The organism is Maribacter stanieri (assembly GCF_900112245.1).
Taxonomy (GTDB): domain Bacteria; phylum Bacteroidota; class Bacteroidia; order Flavobacteriales; family Flavobacteriaceae; genus Maribacter; species Maribacter stanieri.
Genome location: NZ_FOYX01000001.1, coordinates 1,487,586 through 1,508,860 on the forward strand (window position 1 = coordinate 1,487,586; position 21,275 = coordinate 1,508,860).

Sequence of the window (21,275 nt, forward strand, 5' to 3'; positions counted from 1 at the left end):
CAATATGCGTTTTTTTCTGTTGTTTTCTATGGTCGCTATATATTCAAATGCTCAGGTAGCAAATGATAGCATTGCGAATACTAGATATTTTGAAGATCAGTTTTATATTGGTCTATCTTATAATTTTATTTTGAATCCTACGGAAGGCTCTAGTCAACGAAACTTATCGTATGGCCTACAAGCTGGTGTCATTAAAGATATTCCCTTAAATCGCTCTGGAACGAAAGCTATAGGCATTGGAGCCGGTCTTGCATTAAATAGTTATTATTCAAATTTGGTAGCTAATCTATCTGATAATGTTATTAGTTATAGTATTGACGATGATATTACCAGAAGCAAATTAGAAACGCATCTTTTGGAATTTCCCTTGGAGTTTAGATGGCGTAATTCAACTATAGATGAATATAAGTTTTGGCGTATATATGGTGGCATTAAAGCAGCTTATATTGTAGGTGCTAGATCTAAATTCGACTCTGAAGAAATTAGTGAAGGTTTTAAAAATACTGACCTCGCAAAATTTCAATATGGCCTTACTCTAAGTTTTGGATATAATACCTTTAATCTGCATGCGTATTATGCGTTAACTGAACTGTTTAATGGAGATGCCTCTGTTAATGGAGAGGTTTTACAGTATAAGCCGTTACGAATAGGTCTTATATTCTATATTTTATAACCAAAAACGGACTGTTAATAGTTGTGATAATAATCCTATAAATAGTCCTATAATAAGCTCTATAGCTGTATGTGCTTTTAAATACAATCTTGCAGTTATTATACTTCCTGTAAAAATTATAAATACGCTAATTGCTAAAATTAAATTGATTTCGAAATGTATACTAAGATTTATTAGATACATTAAAAGACCACTTATACCTACAGTGTGTAAACTTGTTTTAAAATTAAATAAAAGAAGTAAAATACAGGCTATGGCTGCTCCTAATAGACCGGTAAAATAAAAGTATAACTCACTTACGTAATTATTCGGAATCACCTTATACAGGATTAATAGAAGGATGGAGGCGTGAATATAAAGTGGGTACTTGCGTTCCTTTATTGTTTCTAATGAAATGGAATGAACAAGCCCTATATTTTTTAGAATTAAAAAGGTAATGATTGGAATTATTACCGTTAAAATAAATATTGGTAAAATGCTGGCGCTTTGTACTTCTAACGGTGTATATTTTGGTGTAATAAGGAAATAAGCAACAGTACCGCCAATAGGAATAAAAAGAGGATGTAGTAAATAAGAAATGATATTGGAAAAAACCTTCATTAGATTTCTTTTCTCATTCGTGCAACTGGTATGCTTAGTTGCTCTCTATACTTTGCCACCGTTCTTCTTGCTATAGGATAGCCTTTTTCCTTTAAAATAGCTGCTAGCTTATCATCTGTTAAAGGCTTCTTTTTAGCCTCATTTTGTATTACAGTTTCTAGGATTTTTTTAATTTCTTTTGTAGATACATCTTCGCCTTGTTCATTTTTCATTGACTCAGAGAAATACTCTTTGATCAATTTAGTGCCATAAGGTGTATCTACATATTTGCTATTAGCAACTCTTGATACCGTAGAAACATCCATACCTATTTCGTCTGCAATATCTTTAAGTATCATAGGGCGTAAATTACGCTCATCACCCGTTAGGAAATATTCTTTTTGATACTGCATAATAGAATTCATTGTAATGAACAGTGTTTGTTGACGCTGTCTAATTGCATCAATAAACCATTTTGCAGCGTCTAATTTTTGCTTTATGAACATTACGGTATCCTTTTGAGACTTAGACTTGTCTTTGGCTTCTTTATACCCTTTAAGCATATTACTGTATTCTCTTGATACATGTAATTCAGGAGCATTTCTACCATTTAAGGTGAGTTCTAGTTCACCTTCGGTTATTCTAATTGCAAAATCTGGAACAACATGTTCCACAATTCTATTGTTACCAGAATAAGACCCACCTGGTTTTGGGTTTAGTTTTTCTATTTCACCGATAGCCTGTTTAAGTTCGTCTTCGGTAATATTGTGTTTTTGAATTAACTTTTGATAATGTTTTTTGGTAAAGTGTTCAAATGATTTTTTTAGAATGTCAGTGGCAAGCTCTACACTTGGTGTTATTTCTTTTCGCTCTAACTGAATTATTAAACATTCCTCTAAAGATCGGGCACCAACACCAGGGGGATCTAAATCTTGAACAATTGATAGTATTTTGGTAATGGTTTCCTCATCGGTATAAATGTTTTGGGTAAAAGCCAAATCATCCATAATATCACTAATGGGTCTACGTATATAGCCACTTTCATCTACGCTACCTACTAAGAATTCAGCAATGTTCCACTCGTCATCAGTAAGATATACAGTGTTTAATTGATTTATTAAATGTTGATTAAATGAAATACCTGCTGCATAGGGCACGCTTTTCTCTTCATCGTCAGTGCTATAATTATTAGCCTTTGTGCGATAATCAGGAATTTCATCGTCACTTAGATAATCATCAATATTGATATCTTCGGTGTTTATGGTTTCATTATCTGATGCGTCATCGTAAACATCTTCGTAATCGTCAGCAGCATTGTCCAAATCTTCTTTACCGGTTTCCAATGCCGGATTCTCCTCTAATTCTTGTTTGAGACGTTGTTCAAAAGCCTGTGTAGGCAATTGAATCAGCTTCATCAATTGAATTTGCTGAGGAGATAACTTTTGGGATAGTTTAAATTGTAGATGTTGTTTCAGCATTGCTTTTTTCTAGTACTGGTAAAAGTAACTAAATCCGCTTAGAATTCGGCATTCTGTGGAGTTCTTGGAAATGGTATTACATCTCTAATGTTACCCATGCCTGTTGCAAAAAGAACCAGTCGTTCAAAACCAAGACCAAAGCCACTATGTTCCGCAGTACCAAATTTTCTTAAATCTAAGTACCACCATAATTCTTTTTCGTCTATACCTAATTCTTTAATTTTTTCTTTTAGGACATCTAAACGCTCTTCTCTTTGAGATCCACCTACAATTTCGCCAATACCAGGGAATAAAATATCCATAGCCCTAACGGTTTTACCATCTTCATTTAAACGCATGTAAAATGCCTTAATTTTAGCAGGATAATCAAATAAAATAACTGGACATTTAAAGTGTTTCTCTACTAAATATCGCTCATGCTCACTTTGTAAATCGGTTCCCCATTCTTCAATAGGGTAGGTGAATTGTTTCTTTTTGTTCGGTTTACAATTTTTTAGAATATCTATAGCTTCAGTATAACTAACTCTTTTAAAATTATTGTCTACAACAAATTTCAATTTTTCTATCAAAGCCATATCGCTTCGTTGAGCTTGAGGTTTGCTTTTCTCTTCGTCTAATAAACGTTTTTCTAAAAACTCCAAATCCTCTTGACAGTGAGTCAATGTATAAGAGATAACATTTTTAATAAAATCTTCTGCAAGATCCATGTTAGCGTCAAGATCAAAGAATGCCATTTCTGGTTCAATCATCCAAAATTCTGCTAAGTGTCTAGATGTGTTTGAGTTTTCGGCTCTAAAAGTTGGTCCAAATGTGTAGACTTTCCCTAATGCCATTGCATATGCTTCAGCTTCTAATTGACCAGACACCGTAAGGTTAGTTTCTTTTCCGAAGAAGTCCTGTTTATAATCAACATCTCCATCTTCAGTTAATGGAGGATTTTTCTCATCTAATGTAGTTACACGAAACATTTCACCTGCGCCTTCAGCATCAGAACCAGTTATAATAGGTGCGTGAAAATAGTTGAATCCGTTTTCTCTAAAATAGTTGTGTATTGCAAATGAAAGGGTAGACCTAACACGCATAATTGCTGCAAAAGTATTGGTGCGAATTCTTAAATGCGCTTTCTCTCTTAAAAACTCTAAAGAGTGTTTTTTAGGTTGAATAGGATATTCATCGGGATCAGCAATACCTAATATTTCTAAATCGCTTACTTGAATCTCTACAGATTGACCACGACCTTGACTTTCAACAAGTGTACCTTTAATTTTTAAGGCAGCACCTGTGTTTACCTTTTTTAATAATTCTTCATCAAAATTTTCAAAATCTACAACACATTGAATGGTGCCTAAAGTAGAGCCGTCATTCAAAGCTATGAATCTATTGCTTCTAAAGGTACGTACCCAACCTTTAATGGTTATTTCTTGAAGTAGGTTTTTACCTGCTAATAATTCTTTTATTGTAGCTAAATGCATGATCTTAAATTGAAAATTAAAGTCCCAAAGATAGGATTTTGTTAAAAAATAAAGGAGTTATAAGGCTATATAAACAAGGCTGTAGCGAAAATAATTAATTGTTATTTTCATCTTGAGGCAAAATGTCTATTTGTGGCTTTTTAAGTGTTTGCTTGTTTGCTATACTTTTCTCCAATGATAATAATAATGAAGGCAACAAAATTAAGTTAGCTAACATGGCAAGCAATAATGTTGCTGAAACCAATGAGCCTAAAGCAACGGTACCGCCAAAGTTGGAAATTACAAAAACCGAAAAACCGAAAAATAAAACAATAGAAGTGTAGAACATACTTACACCTGTTTCTCTAAGTGCATTATATACAGACTTTTCTATGCGCCAATTATTGGCAGTGAGTTCTTGCCTATACTTTGCCAGAAAGTGTATGGTATCATCCACAGAAATACCAAATGCAATGCTAAATACCAAGATAGTAGAAGGCTTTATTGGTACGCCCACAAACCCCATAATACCGGCGGTAATAACCAATGGTAATAAATTAGGGATCAATGAAATCACAATCATTCTAAAAGACCTAAATAAATACGCCATAAAAAGTGCAATCAGCCCAATGGCCAATGCAAGAGACATAATTAAGTTTTTTACTAGGTACTTTGTACCTTTTAAGAACAGCAATGCGCTACCTGTCATGTATACATTATATCGTTCAGCCGGAAATATTTTATTAATGTTTTCCAGTAAACGCTGTTCAATTTCTTCCATGCGGCTAGTATTGACATCTCGCATGAAAGTTGTAATTCTTGCGGTTTGCCCAGTACTATCAACAAAAGACTTTAATAAATTACCATTGTCAGATGATTTTCGAGCAACATCCATTATAAAGGTGTTCTCTTGACTAGTAGGTAGTTGATAGTATTTTGGTATGCCATTGTAAAAAGCCTGCTTGGAATACTTTACTAAGTTTACAACGGATACTGGTGTAGAAAGTTCTGGAATTTCTTCAATAACTTCTCCAAGTTGATTCATTCGTTTAAGAGTAGCTGGTTTTAAAACACCTTTAGGCGTTTTTGTGTCGACTACTATTTCAACGGGCATAATCCCTTTAAATTCCTTTTCAAAAAAACGAATATCATGAAAAAATTCCGCATTCTTGGGCATGTCCTCAATTGGACTTCCTGAAATTCTTATTTGATAAATACCAATAATACTAATTACCAATAGTGAGATTGAAACTATATAGACAGTAATTCTTCTATGTCTAACTATACCTTCCATCCATTGTACAAATGCATCAATCCATTTTTTATTTAAATGTTTTAAATGCTTCGTTTTGGGTAGCGGCATGAAGCTATAGATAATCGGAATAATTAGTAAAGACAATACAAATATTCCAAGAATGTTAATGGAGGCGACAATACCGAATTCTTTTAGTAAGGTACTGTCCGTTATTATAAAAGTGGCAAAACCTGATGCTGTGGTAATATTCGTCATTAACGTAGCATTTCCAATTTTGGAAATTACACGTTGTAGTGAAAGTGCTTGGTTACCATGTTTCTTTACTTCCTGCTGATATTTATTAATTAGAAAAATACAGTTTGGTATACCTATTACAATTATTAATGGTGGAATAAGAGCTGTAAGAACAGTTATTTCATATTGCAGTAAGCCCAGTAAGCCAAATGCCCACATTACACCAATTATTACAACACACATTGAAATTACAGTGGCTCTAATACTTCTAAAGAAAAAGAAGAAGATTAAGGATGTAACACCTAATGCAGCTAAAATGAATTTACCTATTTCATCTATGATGTTCTGAGAATTCATAGTTCTCACATAAGGCATTCCAGATATGTGAACATCTAAATTTGTTTCTTTTTCAAAATTCTTTACCAGTGTATTTATATCCTGTAGAATAAAGTCTTTTCTAACACTAGTGTTGACAATGTCCTTATCTAGGTTAACAATAGTACGTATTGTTTTACTTTCTTTATTGTAAATTAAGTTGTCATAAAAAGGTAGGTCGTTAAACAAGTGTTGGGTAATACTGTCTATTTCCTTTTTAGTCTTTAATTCGCCATTGATTAAAGGGCGCATCTCAAACTCCTGTTTTTCATTGTTTTTAATGAGTTCCTTTAAGTTGTCGGTCGAAATCACAAATTCAACTTCTGGAAAAGCAGCTAATTGCTTACTAAGCTTATTCCATCTATTAAAATTTGTAGGAGTAAATAATGCACTATCACGAACGGCAAAAACCACCGCATTGCCTTCTTCCCCAAATTTGCCAAGAAAATCTTGATACTGTTGGTTTACAGGGTGATCGTCTGGTAATAGGTTAGTTTGCGAGCTTGAAAATCGCATATATTGCCATTGCCAACCCATAAATACGGTGAAACAAGCAATCAATATTAAAATTAGGATTCTATTGCGGAGAATTATGTTTGCCGTTTTAGGCCAAAATCCTTTCGTAAGTTTAGCTACCATAACTGTTTTTGCAGGTGGCAAAGGTAACTATTAGCTTCATCTGTTCCTAAATTGAAAAGTTTAAATTTTATACAAAAAGGAAAAGCTACCGTGTATAGGTAGCTTTAAAATAATATTTATGAATCTTATAATTAAACTTTCATAATCTCTGCTTCCTTTTTTGCTAGGAAATCATCTATTTTCTTGGTGAAGATGTCGGTTAAATCTTGAACATCTGCAGTTGCATTTTTTTGAAGATCCTCAGAAATATCCAAATCTTTTATTTCTTTATTGGCATCTTGTCTTGCGCTACGCACACCAACCTTTGCATGTTCTGCTTCTGCTTTTGCTTGTTTTGAAAGTTGAATTCTTCGTTCTTCCGTTAATGGTGGAACGTTGATTATAATTAAATCGCCGTTATTCATAGGGTTGAAACCTAAGTTGGCATTCATTATAGCTTTTTCAATTTCTTGAAGCATTCCTTTTTCCCATGGCTGAACCGAAATGGTTCTACCATCTGGCGTATTAACATTCGCCACTTGAGAAAGTGGTGTTTGTGATCCATAGTAATCAACTAAAACAGATGACAACATAGCGGGACTAGCCTTACCGGCTCTAATTTTTAAAAATTCACGTTCTAAATGCGCTATAGCGGCATCCATGCCTTCTTTTGTAGCGTCTAATACAAATTGTACTTCTTCGTTCATATGGTGAGTATATAGCTATCGCAATAACATTAACTATACCGAAAATTAAAGGTTAACGGTTGTACCAATAGTTTGGCCGTCAACTATTTTCAGCAAGTTTCCTTTTTTGTTCATATCAAAAACTACAATTGGTAGTTCATTTTCTTGGCTTAAGGTAAAGGCTGTCGTGTCCATTACTTTTAATCCTTTGGTTAACACATCTTGAAAAGAAATGTTATCAAATTTGGTAGCACTTTTATCTTTTTCTGGATCAGCTGTGTAAATACCATCTACACGTGTTCCTTTAAGAATTACATCAGCTTCAATTTCAATGGCTCTTAATACTGCTGCAGAATCTGTAGTAAAATATGGGTTACCTGTTCCGCCTCCAAATATAACTACTCTTCCTTTTTCTAAATGCCTCATTGCACGTCTTCGAATAAAAGGTTCGGCAACTTCATTTATTTTTATGGCAGATTGTAATCTGGTTTGTACTCCGTTCATTTCTAAAGCACTTTGTAATGCTAAACCATTTATAACAGTTGCTAGCATACCCATGTGATCTCCTTGTACTCTGTCCATTCCTGTAGCAGCTCCTGCCAATCCGCGAAAAATGTTTCCACCTCCAATTACAATGGCGACTTCAATTCCTTTTTCAACTACTTCTTTTATCTCTTCAGCATATTCATTTAGACGGTTAGAATCTATGCCATATTGCTTTTCGCCCATTAAGGCTTCACCGCTTAATTTAAGAAGAATTCTTTTGTAGTGCATGTAAATTTTTATTTGCCACCAAAAATAATGAAAATTTTCGATGGAAGTGTTCTATATTTTATTCATGCAAAACATAATTGCACATGAAAGGATGGATACATATTATCTATCTTTGGTAACCTTTATTTTAAAAATTCACATATAAAGTTTTATGAAAAAAAATGTTTTATTTATTGCAGTTGCCTTAATACTGAATGCCTGTGGGGCAGGTAAGGCATTGATGTCTGTGGAAAAAAGTACTATTGTAGCTTCAATAGACTTAATTAATGTAGTTGAAGATAGAGTGCAGGTAGATTTAAATCCTGGTGCATTTACTACTTCTACTGTAATTTTTAGAATTCCTAAAACCGTACCTGGCACCTATAGTTCTGATAACTATGGTAAGTATATTCAAGATTTTAAAGCCCTTGATTATAAAGGAGCTGAATTAAAAGCTACAAAGCTTGATGATAATTCTTGGAGTATTGCTAATGGTGTTAACCTCGATAAAGTACAATATTGGGTTAACGATACTTTTGATACGGAGAATGAAGTGGAAGATGCGGTGTTTTCGCCTGCAGGTACCAATATAGCTGTTGGTAGTAATTTCATGCTTAATCTTCACGGGTTTGTTGGCTATTTTGATGGTTTTAAAGAAGTTCCTTATTCTATTTTAATAAATAAACCTGCAGACTTAATAGCGACTACAACCCTTTCTATTGAGCCAAATAGAAAACCTGATTCCTTGTGGGATGGTTTTCTTGCAAAAAGATATTTTGACGTGATCGATAATCCAATCATGTATGCAAAGCCTAATACTGAAAGCTTTGAGATTAATGGTATTACGGTTACTTTAAGTTTGTTCTCTCCTAATAATGTTTATAAAGCGGCAGATTTAAAGGAGAGAATGAAGTCTATGATGGGGGCGCAAAAGAAGTTTTTAGGTGAAGTAGATAGCACTAAAGAATATAACATTTTATTGTATTTGTCAGATGTCAATATTCCAGATGCAAATGGTTACGGAGCATTGGAGCATCATACCTCTACCGTTGTAGTTTTGCCGGAAGCAATGGATATTGGGCGATTAGAGCAGGCAATGGTTGATGTGGTTTCACATGAGTTTTTTCATATTGTAACGCCATTATCAGTTCATTCAAAAGAAATACAGTATTTTGATTTTAACGACCCAAAAATGTCTCAGCATTTGTGGATGTATGAAGGTACGACTGAGTATTTCGCCAATTTATTTCAGGTACAACAAGGACTAATATCAGAAGATGATTTTTATGTACGCATGCTTGGTAAAATTAATAATGCTGAATTTTACGATGATAATATGTCTTTTACAGAAATGAGTAAGAATATTTTGGAACAGCCATATGAACCAAATTATGCTAACGTTTATGAAAAAGGCGCTTTAATAAATATGTGTCTGGACATTATCTTAAGAGAGAAGAGTAATGGCGAGAAAAGTATGCTTTGGTTAATGAAAGAGCTGTCTAAGAAATATGGTACTGATGTACCTTTTGAGGATGATACTTTATTTGGTGAGATAGTATCAATTACTTATCCTGAAGTAGATGTTTTTTTAAAGCAACATGTTATAGGTGATACTCCAATTGATTATGAAGTTTATTTTGAAAAGGTAGGTTTGGCTACTAATGATGTACAAGAGTCTACAGGATACTTTTTTGATGGTCAGATACCTTATATGGATGTTGATGTGCAAAATGATAGTGTAGTCTTCATTCGTGAGAATATAGAATTAAATTCATTTTTTGAAGATTTAAAATTACAAGGAGGTGATATTTTTAAAACAATTAACGGTCAAGATATCAATTTAGAAACGTTGCGTCCTATTATAGGTGAAAGTTTTGCTTGGACTCCTGAAACTGAAATTAGCATGACTGTTGTGCGTGATGGGGAAATTGTTGCAGTTGAAGGTGTGGTTGGTCAGCCAGTGAAAAAAGTTAAAAAAATTGTTCCTTTACAAGAGGTGAGTCAGAAAACAATTGATTTGCGTAATGCTTGGTTGAAAAACTAAGAAAGAGTTGAAATTTTTGAATATAAAAAAACCGTCTACTTTTTACAGTAAGACGGTTTTTTATTGAGTTAGTTGTATTGTAATTAACCTAATGCAACTCTTTTAAATCCTACTACTTCTAAATTAGAATCAATAGACTTTACATATTGAGCAACACTTTGCTTGCTGTCTTTAATGAAATCTTGGTTTACTAAAGTGTTATCTTTAAAGAAACGCTTTAATTTACCTTTAGCGATGTTTTCTAACATTGCTTCTGGCTTTCCTTCTTGGCGTAATTGATCTTTTGCAATCTCTATTTCTTTATCAATAACAGATTGATCAACACCATCTTCATTTAGCGCTACAGGGTTCATTGCAGCAGCTTGCATAGAAACATCTTTAGCAACTTCTTCAGCACCTGCAACCGAAGCTGAAAGACCTGTTAAAACAGCTATTTTGTTTCCTGCGTGAATATAAGAACCAACGAAAGGAGCGCTTAAAGTTTCATAACCACCTATTTCGATTTTCTCACCGATAACACCAGTCTGCTCAATAAGCTTTTCTTGAACAGTCATTCCTTTGTAATCAGCAGCTAAGAAAGCTTCTTTAGAATCAAAATTGATTGCTAAATCTGCTAATTCAGTAGCTAACGTTACAAATGTTTCGTTTTTAGCAACGAAATCGGTCTCACAGTTCAAAGAAATGATAACACCTTTAGAGTTATCGTCATTTACTTTTGCAATTGCTGCACCTTCAGAAGAATCTCTGTCAGCTCTTTTTGCCGCAACTTTTTGACCTTTTTTACGAAGAACTTCGATTGCAGTTTCAAAATTGCCATCAGCTTCAACTAAGGCTTTTTTGCAATCCATCATTCCTGCACCAGTAGTTTTTCTTAATCTATTAACTTCTGCAGCTGTAATCTTTGCCATCTTTTTTACTTTTAGTATACCCGTTTTATGGGGTTGTTCTTAGATATATTTTATAAATGTAGTAACTTATTCTACACCACCTTTAGTGTTGTCTTGCCACTCTTTAAGTTCGTCCCACTTACCATCTGCAGCCATTTTAGCTTGCTTTGGCCATGAGGTAGGATCTAAATGTGCCATTCTAGAACTTGCTTCAGTTAAAATCCCTTTGATTTTATCAGCATCTCCTTTAGATAGGTCAGCGTAAGTAGCTATACCTGCAGCAACTAATGCTTCAGCAGCTTTTGGTCCAATTCCTTCAACTTTCGTTAAATCATCAGCTTCAACTTTTGCCTCTTTTGCTACAGCTTCTTTAGTAGCTTCAACATTTACTTCAACGTTTGGTACATTATCAACAACTGGTGCTGGTTTAGTATCAACTTTTTCAGGAGATGGAGCTGGCTTTTCAGCAGTTACTTTTTTCTTAGGAGCTTTATCTTTTTTCTCAGATTTACCTTCAGCTGCATCACCTTTTTCAGCCTTACGTTCAGCAAGACCTTCAGCTACTGCATTGGTAACTTCTGTCATAATAATGTCAATAGATTTTGAAGCATCATCATTTGAAGGAATCAAATAATCTACATCTCTAGGATCACAGTTGGTATCAACCATTGCGAAAATAGGAATGTTCAATTTTTGTGCCTCTTTAACTGCAATGTGCTCTCTCATTGTATCAACGATGAACAATGCACCTGGTAAACGTGTCATTTCAGAGATAGAACCTAAATTCTTTTCTAATTTTGCACGTAAACGGTCAACTTGCAATCTTTCTTTTTTAGATAGTGTAAGGAAAGTACCATCTTTCTTCATACGATCAATAGAAGCCATTTTCTTAACAGCTTTACGAATAGTAACAAAGTTTGTTAACATACCACCTGGCCATCTTTCTGTAATGTAAGGCATGTTTACATTTGCTGCTTTTTCAGCAACGATGTCTTTTGCTTGTTTTTTGGTAGCTACGAAAAGTATTTTTCTACCTGATGCTGCAATTTTGCTAAGAGCCTCATTGGTCTCGTCTAATTTTGCAACTGTTTTGTAAAGGTTGATTACGTGAATACCATTACGCTCCATGTAGATGTAAGGAGCCATGTTTGGATTCCACTTTCTTGTAAGGTGACCAAAATGTACACCTGCTTCTAATAATTGTTTTACTTCGACTCTCGCCATTCTAAATTTAGTTTACGTTCTTATGAATTAGCAATGACAAAGTGGTATTTGCATAAGCAAAAGCCTCCATCATTTAGATGCTAAACTAATTTACCTTGAATTATAAATAATTTAAGGATTTTTAATTGTCCGTAATGGACTTTCAATGAACTAGTTAATAATCTGGTTTTCCCCAGTGTGATAAAATATAAAAACAGGCACCCAAAAAAGGTGCCTGGTAATCTTGTAACTCGAATTAACGTTTCGAGAATTGGAATTTTTTACGTGCTTTCTTCTGACCGAATTTCTTACGTTCAACCATTCTAGGATCTCTAGTTAAAAGACCTTCTGGTTTTAAGATAGTTCTGTTCTCAGCATCAATCTCACACATAGCTCTAGATAAAGCAAGACGAATAGCCTCTGCTTGACCTGTAATACCACCACCGTAAACATTTACTTTTACGTTGTAAGTATCTAAGCTTTCAGTTAATGTGAAAGGTTGTTTTACTTTGTATTGAAGTGTTGCAGTTGGGAAGTATACACTTAAATCTTTATTGTTAATAGTAATGTCTCCATTTCCATCAGAAAGATATACTCTCGCTACAGCGGTCTTTCTACGACCAATTTTATGAATTACTTCCATCTTATTTAATATCTTTTAGGTTAACAACAGTAGGTTTTTGAGCTTCCTGACCGTGCTCTGTACCTGCGTAAACTTTTAAGTTTCTAAAAAGCTCTGCACCTAATCTATTCTTAGGTAACATACCTTTTATCGCTTTTTCAAGAATACCTTCTGGGTTTTTCTCTAATAACTGCTTTACGCTAGTAGTACGTTGACCACCTGGGTAGCCAGTGTATCTCATGTATGATTTATCAGACCACTTGTTTCCTGTAAGAACAATTTTCTCTGCGTTGATAATAACAACATTATCACCACAATCAACATGAGGGGTGAAACTTGGTTTGTGCTTTCCTCTTAACAAATAGGCGACTTTAGAAGCCATGCGTCCTAATGTTTCTCCTTCGGCATCTACCAATAACCACTCTTTGTTTACAGTTGTTCTGTTGGCCGAAACGGTCTTATAACTTAATGTATCCACTACTGCTATTTTTAACTATTATTTTAATCAATCCCGTCAAAGGGGCTGCAAATCTACGATTATTAACTTGAATTGCAAATACTTGTTTCTTTATTTTTTACATTTTTTAAATAAATGTAATTTCTAACTGCTTTATTTTTATTGAGATACTGTTAAACTTATTGAATTTGTTGCCTTTTTTGTAACAATTCTATTTTTCAAGTGTCTCTTCTAGCAACTAAACAATCAACCAAAGAACCCATTATTATGCTAAAGTACTTAGTAAGTTGCATACTTTTCCTTTACGTCACCAACACGCTAATTGCGCAAAATGAAGTTGCAAAGGTACAAAGGGAATATGTTACTGCGCAACTTCCTGTAGATAAAGAAATTATTATTGACGGTAAGTTATCAGATTCTGAGTGGGATTATGTTCAGTGGGATGACGATTTTACCGTTTTTGAACCTAATAATGGTAAAAAAGCAAGTCAACTTACTAAATTTAAAATCACCTATGATTCAAAATTTTTATACGTCGGTATACGATGTTTTGACAGTATACCGTCTAAAATTGAAAGCCGTCTGGCTCGAAGAGATAATTTTTCTGGAGATTGGATAGAAATTAATATAGATAGTTATAATGACAAGCGAACTGCTTTTTCTTTTAACGTATCTGCGGCCGGTGTAAAAGGAGATGAGTTTGTATCTCAAAATGGAGATTATTGGGATTCTAGTTGGAACCCGATCTGGTATACCGCTTCACTTATTGATGATAAAGGATGGTCTGCAGAAATGAAAATACCTTTTAGCCAATTAAAATTTGGGTCTGCAGAAGAACAGATATGGGGATTGCAGGTACATAGGAGGTATTTTAGGGGCGAGGAGCGTTCTATATGGCAACCTATTGGCTTAGATGCTCCTGGTTGGGTAAGTGAATTTGGGAAATTGAAGGGGCTTAAAAATATTCAACCTCAGAAACAATTAGAAATACAGCCTTTTTTGGTTAATCAATTTGATAGTTATCCTGCTCAAAATGGAAATCCTTTTAGAGATGGAAAAGACTATAAATTAAATGCTGGACTAGATGCAAAAATTGGATTAACCAATGATCTTACTTTAGATTTAACCGTTAATCCAGATTTTGGACAGGTAGATGCCGACCCAGGTGCAATTGCCTTGGACGGATTTCAAATCTTTTTTGAAGAGAGAAGACCTTTCTTTATTGAGAACAAGAACATATTTGATTTTGAATTTGCAGATGGTAATGACAATATATTTTATAGTAGAAGAATAGGTAGAAGCCCGCAAAGTTTTGCAACGATCACATCTGGTGAGTTTGTAGACGAGCCAACCAATTCCACTATTTTGGGTGCTGCTAAGTTTTCTGGTAAAACAAAAAATGGTTGGTCACTAGGTTTATTGGAAAGCGTTACGGGTAATATGTATGCGGATGTTGAAGATGTTGCGGGTAATAAAAGATCTGAACTTGTAGAGCCTTTAACCAATTATTTGGTAGGTAGGGTACAAAAAGATTTTAATGAAAGAAACTCTTTTGTGGGTGGTATTTTCACGGCCACAAATAGAAATATACTTGATAATTTAGATTTTTTAAGAAGAGGTGCATACACTGGCGGTCTAGATTTTAAACATAATTGGAAGAATAGAAACTACTATGTTGAGGGTAATTTTGTGGGAAGTCATATTACGGGTAGTGAAAGTGCAATTGCTCTTACACAAACGAGTATTACTCATTTGTTTCAGCGAGTAGACGCAAGTCATGTTTCTGTTGACGCCAATAGAACTTCACTTACCGGTACTGGCGGTAAAATAGAAATAGGTAAAGCTGGTGGTGGAAATTGGCGATATGATGGAGGTGTTATTTGGCGTTCTCCAGAATTAGAACTTAACGACGTTGGTTTCTTGAGACAGGCAGATGAAATCAAACAAACAGCATCTGTAAGTAGGCTATTTCTAAAGACAACGAATTTATACAGAAAGGCAAATATGCAATTTAGCCAGTATTCTACTTTTGATTTTGAAGGTAATTATAATAGAGTTCAGTATGAATTTCAAGGATTTATAAATTATAAAAATAATTGGTGGACAGAGGTTGGTGCAGCTCACAAACCTCGTATTTTTTCTAATACAGTATTACGTGGAGGACCAAGATGGCGTTGGTCTGAGGAGAACTTTGCTTATCTTTTCTTTGGCTCTGATAGTAGAAAAAAAATGAGTTTCACTTTAGGTTATGTAAATAGTCAGGCGGCACAAAATAATTTTTCTTTGAAAAGGTATGTTCTAAGACTTTCGTATCAACCTTTTGATGCTTTTAACTTGTCAGTTTCTTCAGAATATGAAGAAAACCCTAATAAAACTCAATATGTAACTGAAGAGAATTATAGTGGCACTGCAAGGTATATAACTGGCAGTATTGATCAGAAAACATTTAGTACGTCCATTCGATTTAATTATAGTCTAAATCCTAATTTATCCATTCAATATTATGGAGAGCCTTTCATATCAAGAGGTACATATTCTGGGTTTAATTTTGTTAATAATCCTATTGCGAAGAAAATGGAGGAACGTGTTACTATGTTCTCAGAAAATCAAATATCAAAAGCTACTTCAAACGATGCATATTTAATAGATGAGAATATTGATGGTACGGTAGATTATCAAATAGAAAATCCAGATTTTTCATATGTTCAATTTAGGTCAAATTTGGTTCTTAGATGGGAATATATACCAGGTTCGGAGATATTTTTAGTTTGGTCTCAGGGCGTGGTAGGAGCTGGAAATCCAAATGAAACTTTGGGAAAAAATTTAAATCGTCAAATTTTAGATCAACAAAAAGATAACACCTTTTTGTTAAAAGCTACTTATAGATTTATTCTATAATTTCTGTTTTGTTAATCTGCCCGTTTACTCTTAATTGAAATAATATGTTGATTTTTTCGTTTTATATCCTTGAACAACCAAAAAACTAAAAGATGTACAAACATATTTTACTTGCAGTTAGTTTAGCTTTTGCACTAGTATCGTGCAGTTCTGATAAAGATGAGACTGAATCAGATGCTGAAACAAATAGTACTGCAATAATAGGTACTTGGGATGCTACTGAACTACTAATCGATAATGAAACAGCAAGTGATGACGTTAAATTTGGAAAGCAAATTTTAGACTTTCTTTCAGATAGAGATTGTTACATAATTACATTACAATTTAATGAAGATTTAAGTGCTAATGCTACCAATTCTGCAAATTATGTAGAAGTTAATGCTACGGCGACAGGGTTGGATATTCCTTGTCCTTCTGAGTCTGACACAAATACTAGTACCTATACCTTTGATGGTGAAACGGTAACTACTATTGATGAAAATGGTGAAGAGTTAGCTATAGGTGTTACCATCGATGGTGATATTATGACTGTTGATGCAAGTGATTTAGATATTCCTAATTTCTCAGAAGATGGGCAATTAATTTTTGTAAAGCGATAAAAGCTTAATTTTATAATATAAAACGAGCCCTTACATTTATGTGAGGGTTTTTTATTGCTTATAAAATTTTGCTTTTACATTTTGATTTTCGGACTGTATACTTATCATATATAATCCTTTTTCAAGATTAAATACGGGAATATTTAGCGCATTTCTTTTAATGTCCCATTGGTGGTAGATTATTTGAGTGCCATAACTATCTCTAATGCTTATTGCGGCATTTGTGTCATTTTTGAGACCTAGTACATTAATAACATTTGTAGCTGGGTTAGGAAAGATCTTGACATCATTTTTGACCTCTTGTGCAGATAGTTGTGTTGCCCCCAGCATTATTAAGAATATTATGATTAAAAAATGTTTCATAAAATAAAATATAGCGTACTTCTGCAATGAAGTACGCTATATGCTAACGTTTATAAAATACTTTTTCGTCTAGCTTTAAATAAACTTTAACTTTCTAGAAAGTGAAATAGGTCTCGCTGGTTGATGTGTTGTCGCTACTATCTTTAGATACAACCTGAACAATATATTGCTCTCCGGCAGTGATATTGTAATTCGTGTTTTCGTCAGTGGTATTTTCAAGAATCAATACTAAGTTTCCCGAGGTACCGATATACACATCATAATTAACCAAATCATTATCTAAATCTTCACCTATCCAAAATACGCTTACTGTCCCGTCACCATTATCTGAAACACTAATTTCTGCAGGGAATGGAGCAAAGTTTTCTGTACTGGTTCCTTCAGAATAGAAATTCCAAGAATCACTAGCTAAAGTTTTTTCACCTAAGATTGCTGTTACAGTCCATGAAAATTGTGTGCCCTTTGGTAATCCTACGGCCAAAGATGTTGAATTTACCGTCCTTGTATCTGTAGTATTGTTTTCTTGATTTGTAATTTCCAATTCATATGATGTTGCGTTAGAAGAGGCAGCCCATTGAAACTCAATGTTTACAACGTCTACACCATTGTCTTCACCTTCTGTACATATTAAATTATTGTCGGGAAAAAGAAGGTTGAATGCACCTAGTTCTTTTTCTTCAGGAGGAGTAGGGCTATTACCGTCATCACTTCCACCACAGGAAACTACTAGTAAACCCATTAATATTAATTTTATAGCTATTCTCATTTTTTTACAAATTTAATGTTGATTTCCTTTTCACCGTTTGTAATGGTCAATAAGTATAAACCTGGCGAAAGGCTTGAAATATTCATTTCTAAAGTGCCGCCTGAAATTTGGCTATTTTCCGCTATTGCGGTCGCTCCGTTTAAATTAGATATTAGAATTTGAGCATTCGCCATTTCATCAAGACCTTCAACAGTTAAAATATCTGCAACAGGATTTGGCGAAAGTATCGCATTGTCAATGATAACACTATCATTGTATATACCTTGACAATTTTTATCGGTTTCAATAAAAATAAGGTTTGCGCCTTTGACTAATGGAAAGGATAATTGTTGATTGTCAACGTTATTAAATTCAAAGAAATAGGTTTTATCATTCACCAAAACTTCGTAATTTTTACTTCCAGATACTACGACGCTCGCATTTTTAGCAGTATAGTCTATTACGGTTTTACCAGAAATAAATTCTTCGGGAGTTTCAATATTCAAACTAAATTCTACATTAGGTGCGCCAACTAATCGTCCAATCTCTGAATTAGCAACAATGTTATAAGAACCTGGTTCTAGATCAGTAACCATAAGCGTACTTCCGTTTTGTTGCGTATAATTAGCAGAGAAATTATTAGGGCCTGTTATCGCTAATATATGTGTTTGATTAACTTTAAATTCAACAGTAAGTGTGCCATTGGCTGTGTCAGGGCAAGAAGTGCTCGTAGCTTTTGCAATAATATCATCTGGTTTTGGTACTAAAATGTCTTGATAGCTACAACCGGTGGTGCCAGTTACTGCACCAATTGGTGTATTCTTGCAAACATCAATATCATTAGGTACACCATCGTTATCATCATCACCTTGTATATTAATTGGATTTAAATAAAGTGTTAAGTCAGGTAATAAACTATTTGTAATTACACAATCGTAAGCACCTTGATGTTCATTTGAAAAGTTACTAATAACATAAGTTGATTCTGTTGCATTATCAATTGGTATTTCATTTAATCTCCATTGATATATGTTGTTAGGTTCTATAGTCTGGTCAATTTTAAGAGTGTAGCTTTCTGTGGGGTTTATAATAATAGAACTACTTTCTCCCAAGTTCGTTTGACCGTAATAGCTAAAAGTTATGTTTTCAGCTAAATTCTGCGACATTTCCAGTATATCTTCAAAAACGAATTCATTAGAGCTTATGGAAACAGCGTATACATTTGTAGATGCAAAATTTGGTATTTTACCATGAAAATTGTTATTGGACAATAAAATTCGATCTAATGATGGTATGTTAGTAAGCTCAATAGGTATTGTACCATTTAAATTATTGTTATAAGCTTGAAAATCTACAAGATTGGTTAATTGACCTAGCGAAAGAGGTAATGATCCTTCTAAATTGTTCTGACTCAATTTTAGAGTTGTGATATTCTGTAATTGCCCTAGCTCTGTTGGTATCTCTCCAGTTAAATTATTTACGGAAATATCTAAGTATGACAAATTGTTTATTAAACCTAGTTCTACAGGAATTGATCCGCTAAAAGAGTTATAACTTAAATCAAGATATTGCAAACTTGTTACTTGAGAGAGAAAGTCTGGAATCTCCCCTTCGAAGTTGTTGCTAGCTAGTAAAAGTGATCTTAAATTAGGTAAGTTGGTCATAGAAGTTGGAATTGTACCTTCTATATTATTCCGCTTAAGATTAATTGTTTCAATACTGATTAAGTTGCCTAGCTCTTCTGGTAATGATCCAGATAATTCGTTGTCGAAGAACATTGCGAAAGTTAATTTAGATAAGTTCCCAAATTCTGGAGGAATTTCGCCCGATATTAAATTATTTGAAATATTAAACTGTTCTAAATTTGTAAGGTTACCAATTTGTGGCGGTATAACTCCTGTTATTTGATTTACATTTTCAGGTACAGTTGGATTGGAGGCGCTAGAAAGATTCAAAACCTTTAATTCCGTTAATAGACCTATTTCAGGAGGTAAGTTTCCGATAAGTTTGTTTTCTGTTAAATAAAGATATTCAACTCTTCCTTCTGAATTTAAGGTTACTCCATACCAATTTTCAATATCCTGTTCTTCTAAATTCCAAGTATTTACCCAGTCAGGTCCTCCTGTTGCATTATAAAAGGCGATTAGAGCATCTCGATCAGTGTTATTGGCGACATTGGCTCTAAAAACCATTTTATCCAATAATATTTTTTGTTGTGCTTGATCAGATACCGCTCTAATTTGTAAATTAACTATTTCATTTGATGTCAACGTAAATGTGGTGGAGTAGGTGTTCCATTCGTTTTCAGAAGGGTTCAGCGTAAACTCCTCAATTATATCTGCAAAAATACCTTGCGTTAATTGTAATTGTAACGAGTTAAAGGTTCCTTCCAAAACACTATAATCGATTTCTAAAAGATATTCTACACCACCATATAATTGAATGTTGTTCTGAAATATTGATGAGGTGTTGGTGCCATTATTTCCAGTAGTCAATTCTAAGCTATAATCAAGATTGTCACTAATAGTTACATTTTTATTCCAAGAACTTCCTGGAATTAGATTGATGCCCCAATCGGCTAGGTTACTGCCGCCACCAAAAGACCAATCTTCAAAACTAGGGTCTTCAATAACGCTTGAAGCATCTATTAATATTTCGCAACCGTTTTCATCAACGGCTAGGGCTGTTGGTGGTGTATTTGGGCATGTATCTTCTGTATCGGGTACTCCATCATCATCTGCATCCGCTGGTGTATCGCCCAATACTTTCATATTGTCAATTAGAACAGAACTTGTAGGAGATGTATTTGCTCTAAATGCTAATTCGAAAACATAATCTTCATCTGTATCGGTGTTAAAATCAACAGTGTAGGTATGCCAGTCGCCATCACTTTCCATGGGGACAAATTCATTTAAGTATTGTATGGTATAACTTCCGGCATCCTTTAAAATGTATAAATTGGCACTTATAGTATTACCAATGCCCGAGGTTACTTTATAATCAAAAGAATACGTATAGGTCGCATTGGTTGGTAAAACTACATCACTTGCATTTCTAGTGCTAAGTTCGGTTGGGGTAGATAAAGAGTTGCTTAAATCTAGTTCTAAAGCAAAATTTCCCTCTGATGAATCGGTGCTTTTAGTTGTGCTGTTTGCATCAATTATACTCCAATTATCGGGTGATTCTGGGTTTCCTGACCAATTTTCAAAGCTGGCATTCTGTAGATAATTTGTTTGTGAAAATCCTGTAAAACAAAACAAAATTAGGGCTGCCAATAGCAGCCTAGTGTAGTTTTTAATCATAGTAAAATATGGTTAGCAAATACTAATATAAATATTAGCGTTTTGTTAACAGA

17 protein-coding genes are annotated in these 21,275 nt (G+C 34.0%); 4 read left to right on the plus strand and 13 right to left on the minus strand.

The features are described 5' to 3' along the window. Positions 1-4: 4 nt before the first annotated feature. Entirely contained in the window at positions 5-673 is a 669-nt protein-coding gene (locus BM296_RS06380; RefSeq protein WP_091902210.1) for a porin family protein, read from the plus strand. Here the strand turns inward: BM296_RS06380 and BM296_RS06385 are convergent. From BM296_RS06385 to pyrH, 6 genes are all read right to left on the minus strand, one after another. Continuing rightward, positions 668-1,273, minus strand: a complete 606-nt coding sequence (locus BM296_RS06385; protein ID WP_027065002.1) for a membrane protein — start codon at positions 1,271-1,273, stop codon at positions 668-670. The two genes, BM296_RS06380 and BM296_RS06385, sit on opposite strands and share 6 nt — an antisense overlap. Further along, positions 1,273-2,730, minus strand: coding sequence for an RNA polymerase factor sigma-54 (gene rpoN, locus BM296_RS06390; protein ID WP_091902212.1), 1,458 nt, complete (start codon positions 2,728-2,730; stop codon positions 1,273-1,275). Before rpoN ends, BM296_RS06385 begins: the two co-directional genes overlap by 1 nt. Positions 2,731-2,768: 38 nt before the next feature. After that, the gene (asnS, locus tag BM296_RS06395) at positions 2,769-4,202 is read right to left on the minus strand and encodes an asparagine--tRNA ligase (protein WP_091902214.1); all 1,434 of its coding nucleotides are present in this window, start codon (positions 4,200-4,202) and stop codon (positions 2,769-2,771) included. Between the two features lie 94 nt (positions 4,203-4,296). Then, on the minus strand, positions 4,297-6,684 hold the full coding sequence (locus BM296_RS06400; protein ID WP_091902963.1) for an efflux RND transporter permease subunit: 2,388 nt from the start codon (positions 6,682-6,684) through the stop codon (positions 4,297-4,299). 131 nt (positions 6,685-6,815) lie between these two features. Next, positions 6,816-7,370 (minus strand): ribosome recycling factor, encoded by a 555-nt coding sequence (gene frr, locus BM296_RS06405; protein WP_027064998.1) that lies wholly within the window; start codon positions 7,368-7,370, stop codon positions 6,816-6,818. Between the two features lie 45 nt (positions 7,371-7,415). Then, positions 7,416-8,123, minus strand: coding sequence for a UMP kinase (gene pyrH / locus BM296_RS06410; RefSeq protein WP_027064997.1), 708 nt, complete (start codon positions 8,121-8,123; stop codon positions 7,416-7,418). A gap of 151 nt (positions 8,124-8,274) precedes the next feature. Between pyrH and BM296_RS06415 the strand changes: the two genes are divergently transcribed. Continuing rightward, positions 8,275-10,146 (plus strand): M61 family metallopeptidase, encoded by a 1,872-nt coding sequence (locus BM296_RS06415; RefSeq protein WP_091902216.1) that lies wholly within the window; start codon positions 8,275-8,277, stop codon positions 10,144-10,146. A gap of 83 nt (positions 10,147-10,229) precedes the next feature. Here the strand turns inward: BM296_RS06415 and tsf are convergent, their stop codons facing one another. The 4 genes from tsf to rplM form a co-directional block, all read right to left on the minus strand. Then, on the minus strand, positions 10,230-11,054 hold the full coding sequence (gene tsf, locus BM296_RS06420; RefSeq protein WP_091902217.1) for a translation elongation factor Ts: 825 nt from the start codon (positions 11,052-11,054) through the stop codon (positions 10,230-10,232). 66 nt (positions 11,055-11,120) lie between these two features. Then, entirely contained in the window at positions 11,121-12,257 is a 1,137-nt protein-coding gene (gene rpsB, locus BM296_RS06425) for a 30S ribosomal protein S2 (RefSeq protein WP_091902219.1), read from the minus strand. A 235-nt stretch (positions 12,258-12,492) separates the two neighbouring features. After that, positions 12,493-12,879 carry a 30S ribosomal protein S9 gene (rpsI, locus tag BM296_RS06430; protein WP_027064994.1) on the minus strand — a complete coding sequence of 129 codons (387 nt, stop codon included), beginning with the start codon at positions 12,877-12,879 and terminating at the stop codon, positions 12,493-12,495. A gap of 1 nt (position 12,880) precedes the next feature. Beyond that, entirely contained in the window at positions 12,881-13,336 is a 456-nt protein-coding gene (gene rplM, locus BM296_RS06435; protein ID WP_027064993.1) for a 50S ribosomal protein L13, read from the minus strand. A 246-nt stretch (positions 13,337-13,582) separates the two neighbouring features. Here rplM and BM296_RS06440 point away from each other — a divergent pair, with 246 nt between their 5' ends. Beyond that, positions 13,583-16,213, plus strand: a complete 2,631-nt coding sequence (locus tag BM296_RS06440) for a DUF5916 domain-containing protein (protein ID WP_091902964.1) — start codon at positions 13,583-13,585, stop codon at positions 16,211-16,213. A 92-nt stretch (positions 16,214-16,305) separates the two neighbouring features. Beyond that, a complete protein-coding gene (locus BM296_RS06445) occupies positions 16,306-16,812 on the plus strand; it encodes a hypothetical protein (protein WP_027064991.1) in 507 nt (168 codons plus the stop codon). Positions 16,813-16,863: 51 nt separating this feature from the next. Here BM296_RS06445 and BM296_RS06450 read toward each other — a convergent pair whose 3' ends face one another. The 3 genes from BM296_RS06450 to BM296_RS06460 all read right to left on the minus strand — a co-directional run bounded on the left by BM296_RS06450 (position 16,864) and on the right by BM296_RS06460 (position 21,222). Then, on the minus strand, positions 16,864-17,175 hold the full coding sequence (locus tag BM296_RS06450) for a T9SS type A sorting domain-containing protein (RefSeq protein WP_027064990.1): 312 nt from the start codon (positions 17,173-17,175) through the stop codon (positions 16,864-16,866). 94 nt (positions 17,176-17,269) lie between these two features. Next, positions 17,270-17,941 carry a fibronectin type III domain-containing protein gene (locus BM296_RS06455; RefSeq protein WP_091902221.1) on the minus strand — a complete coding sequence of 224 codons (672 nt, stop codon included), beginning with the start codon at positions 17,939-17,941 and terminating at the stop codon, positions 17,270-17,272. Next, positions 17,938-21,222, minus strand: a complete 3,285-nt coding sequence (locus tag BM296_RS06460) for a T9SS type A sorting domain-containing protein (RefSeq protein WP_091902223.1) — start codon at positions 21,220-21,222, stop codon at positions 17,938-17,940. The genes BM296_RS06455 and BM296_RS06460 overlap by 4 nt, the downstream gene beginning before the upstream one ends. Between the last annotated feature and the right edge of the window lie 53 nt (positions 21,223-21,275).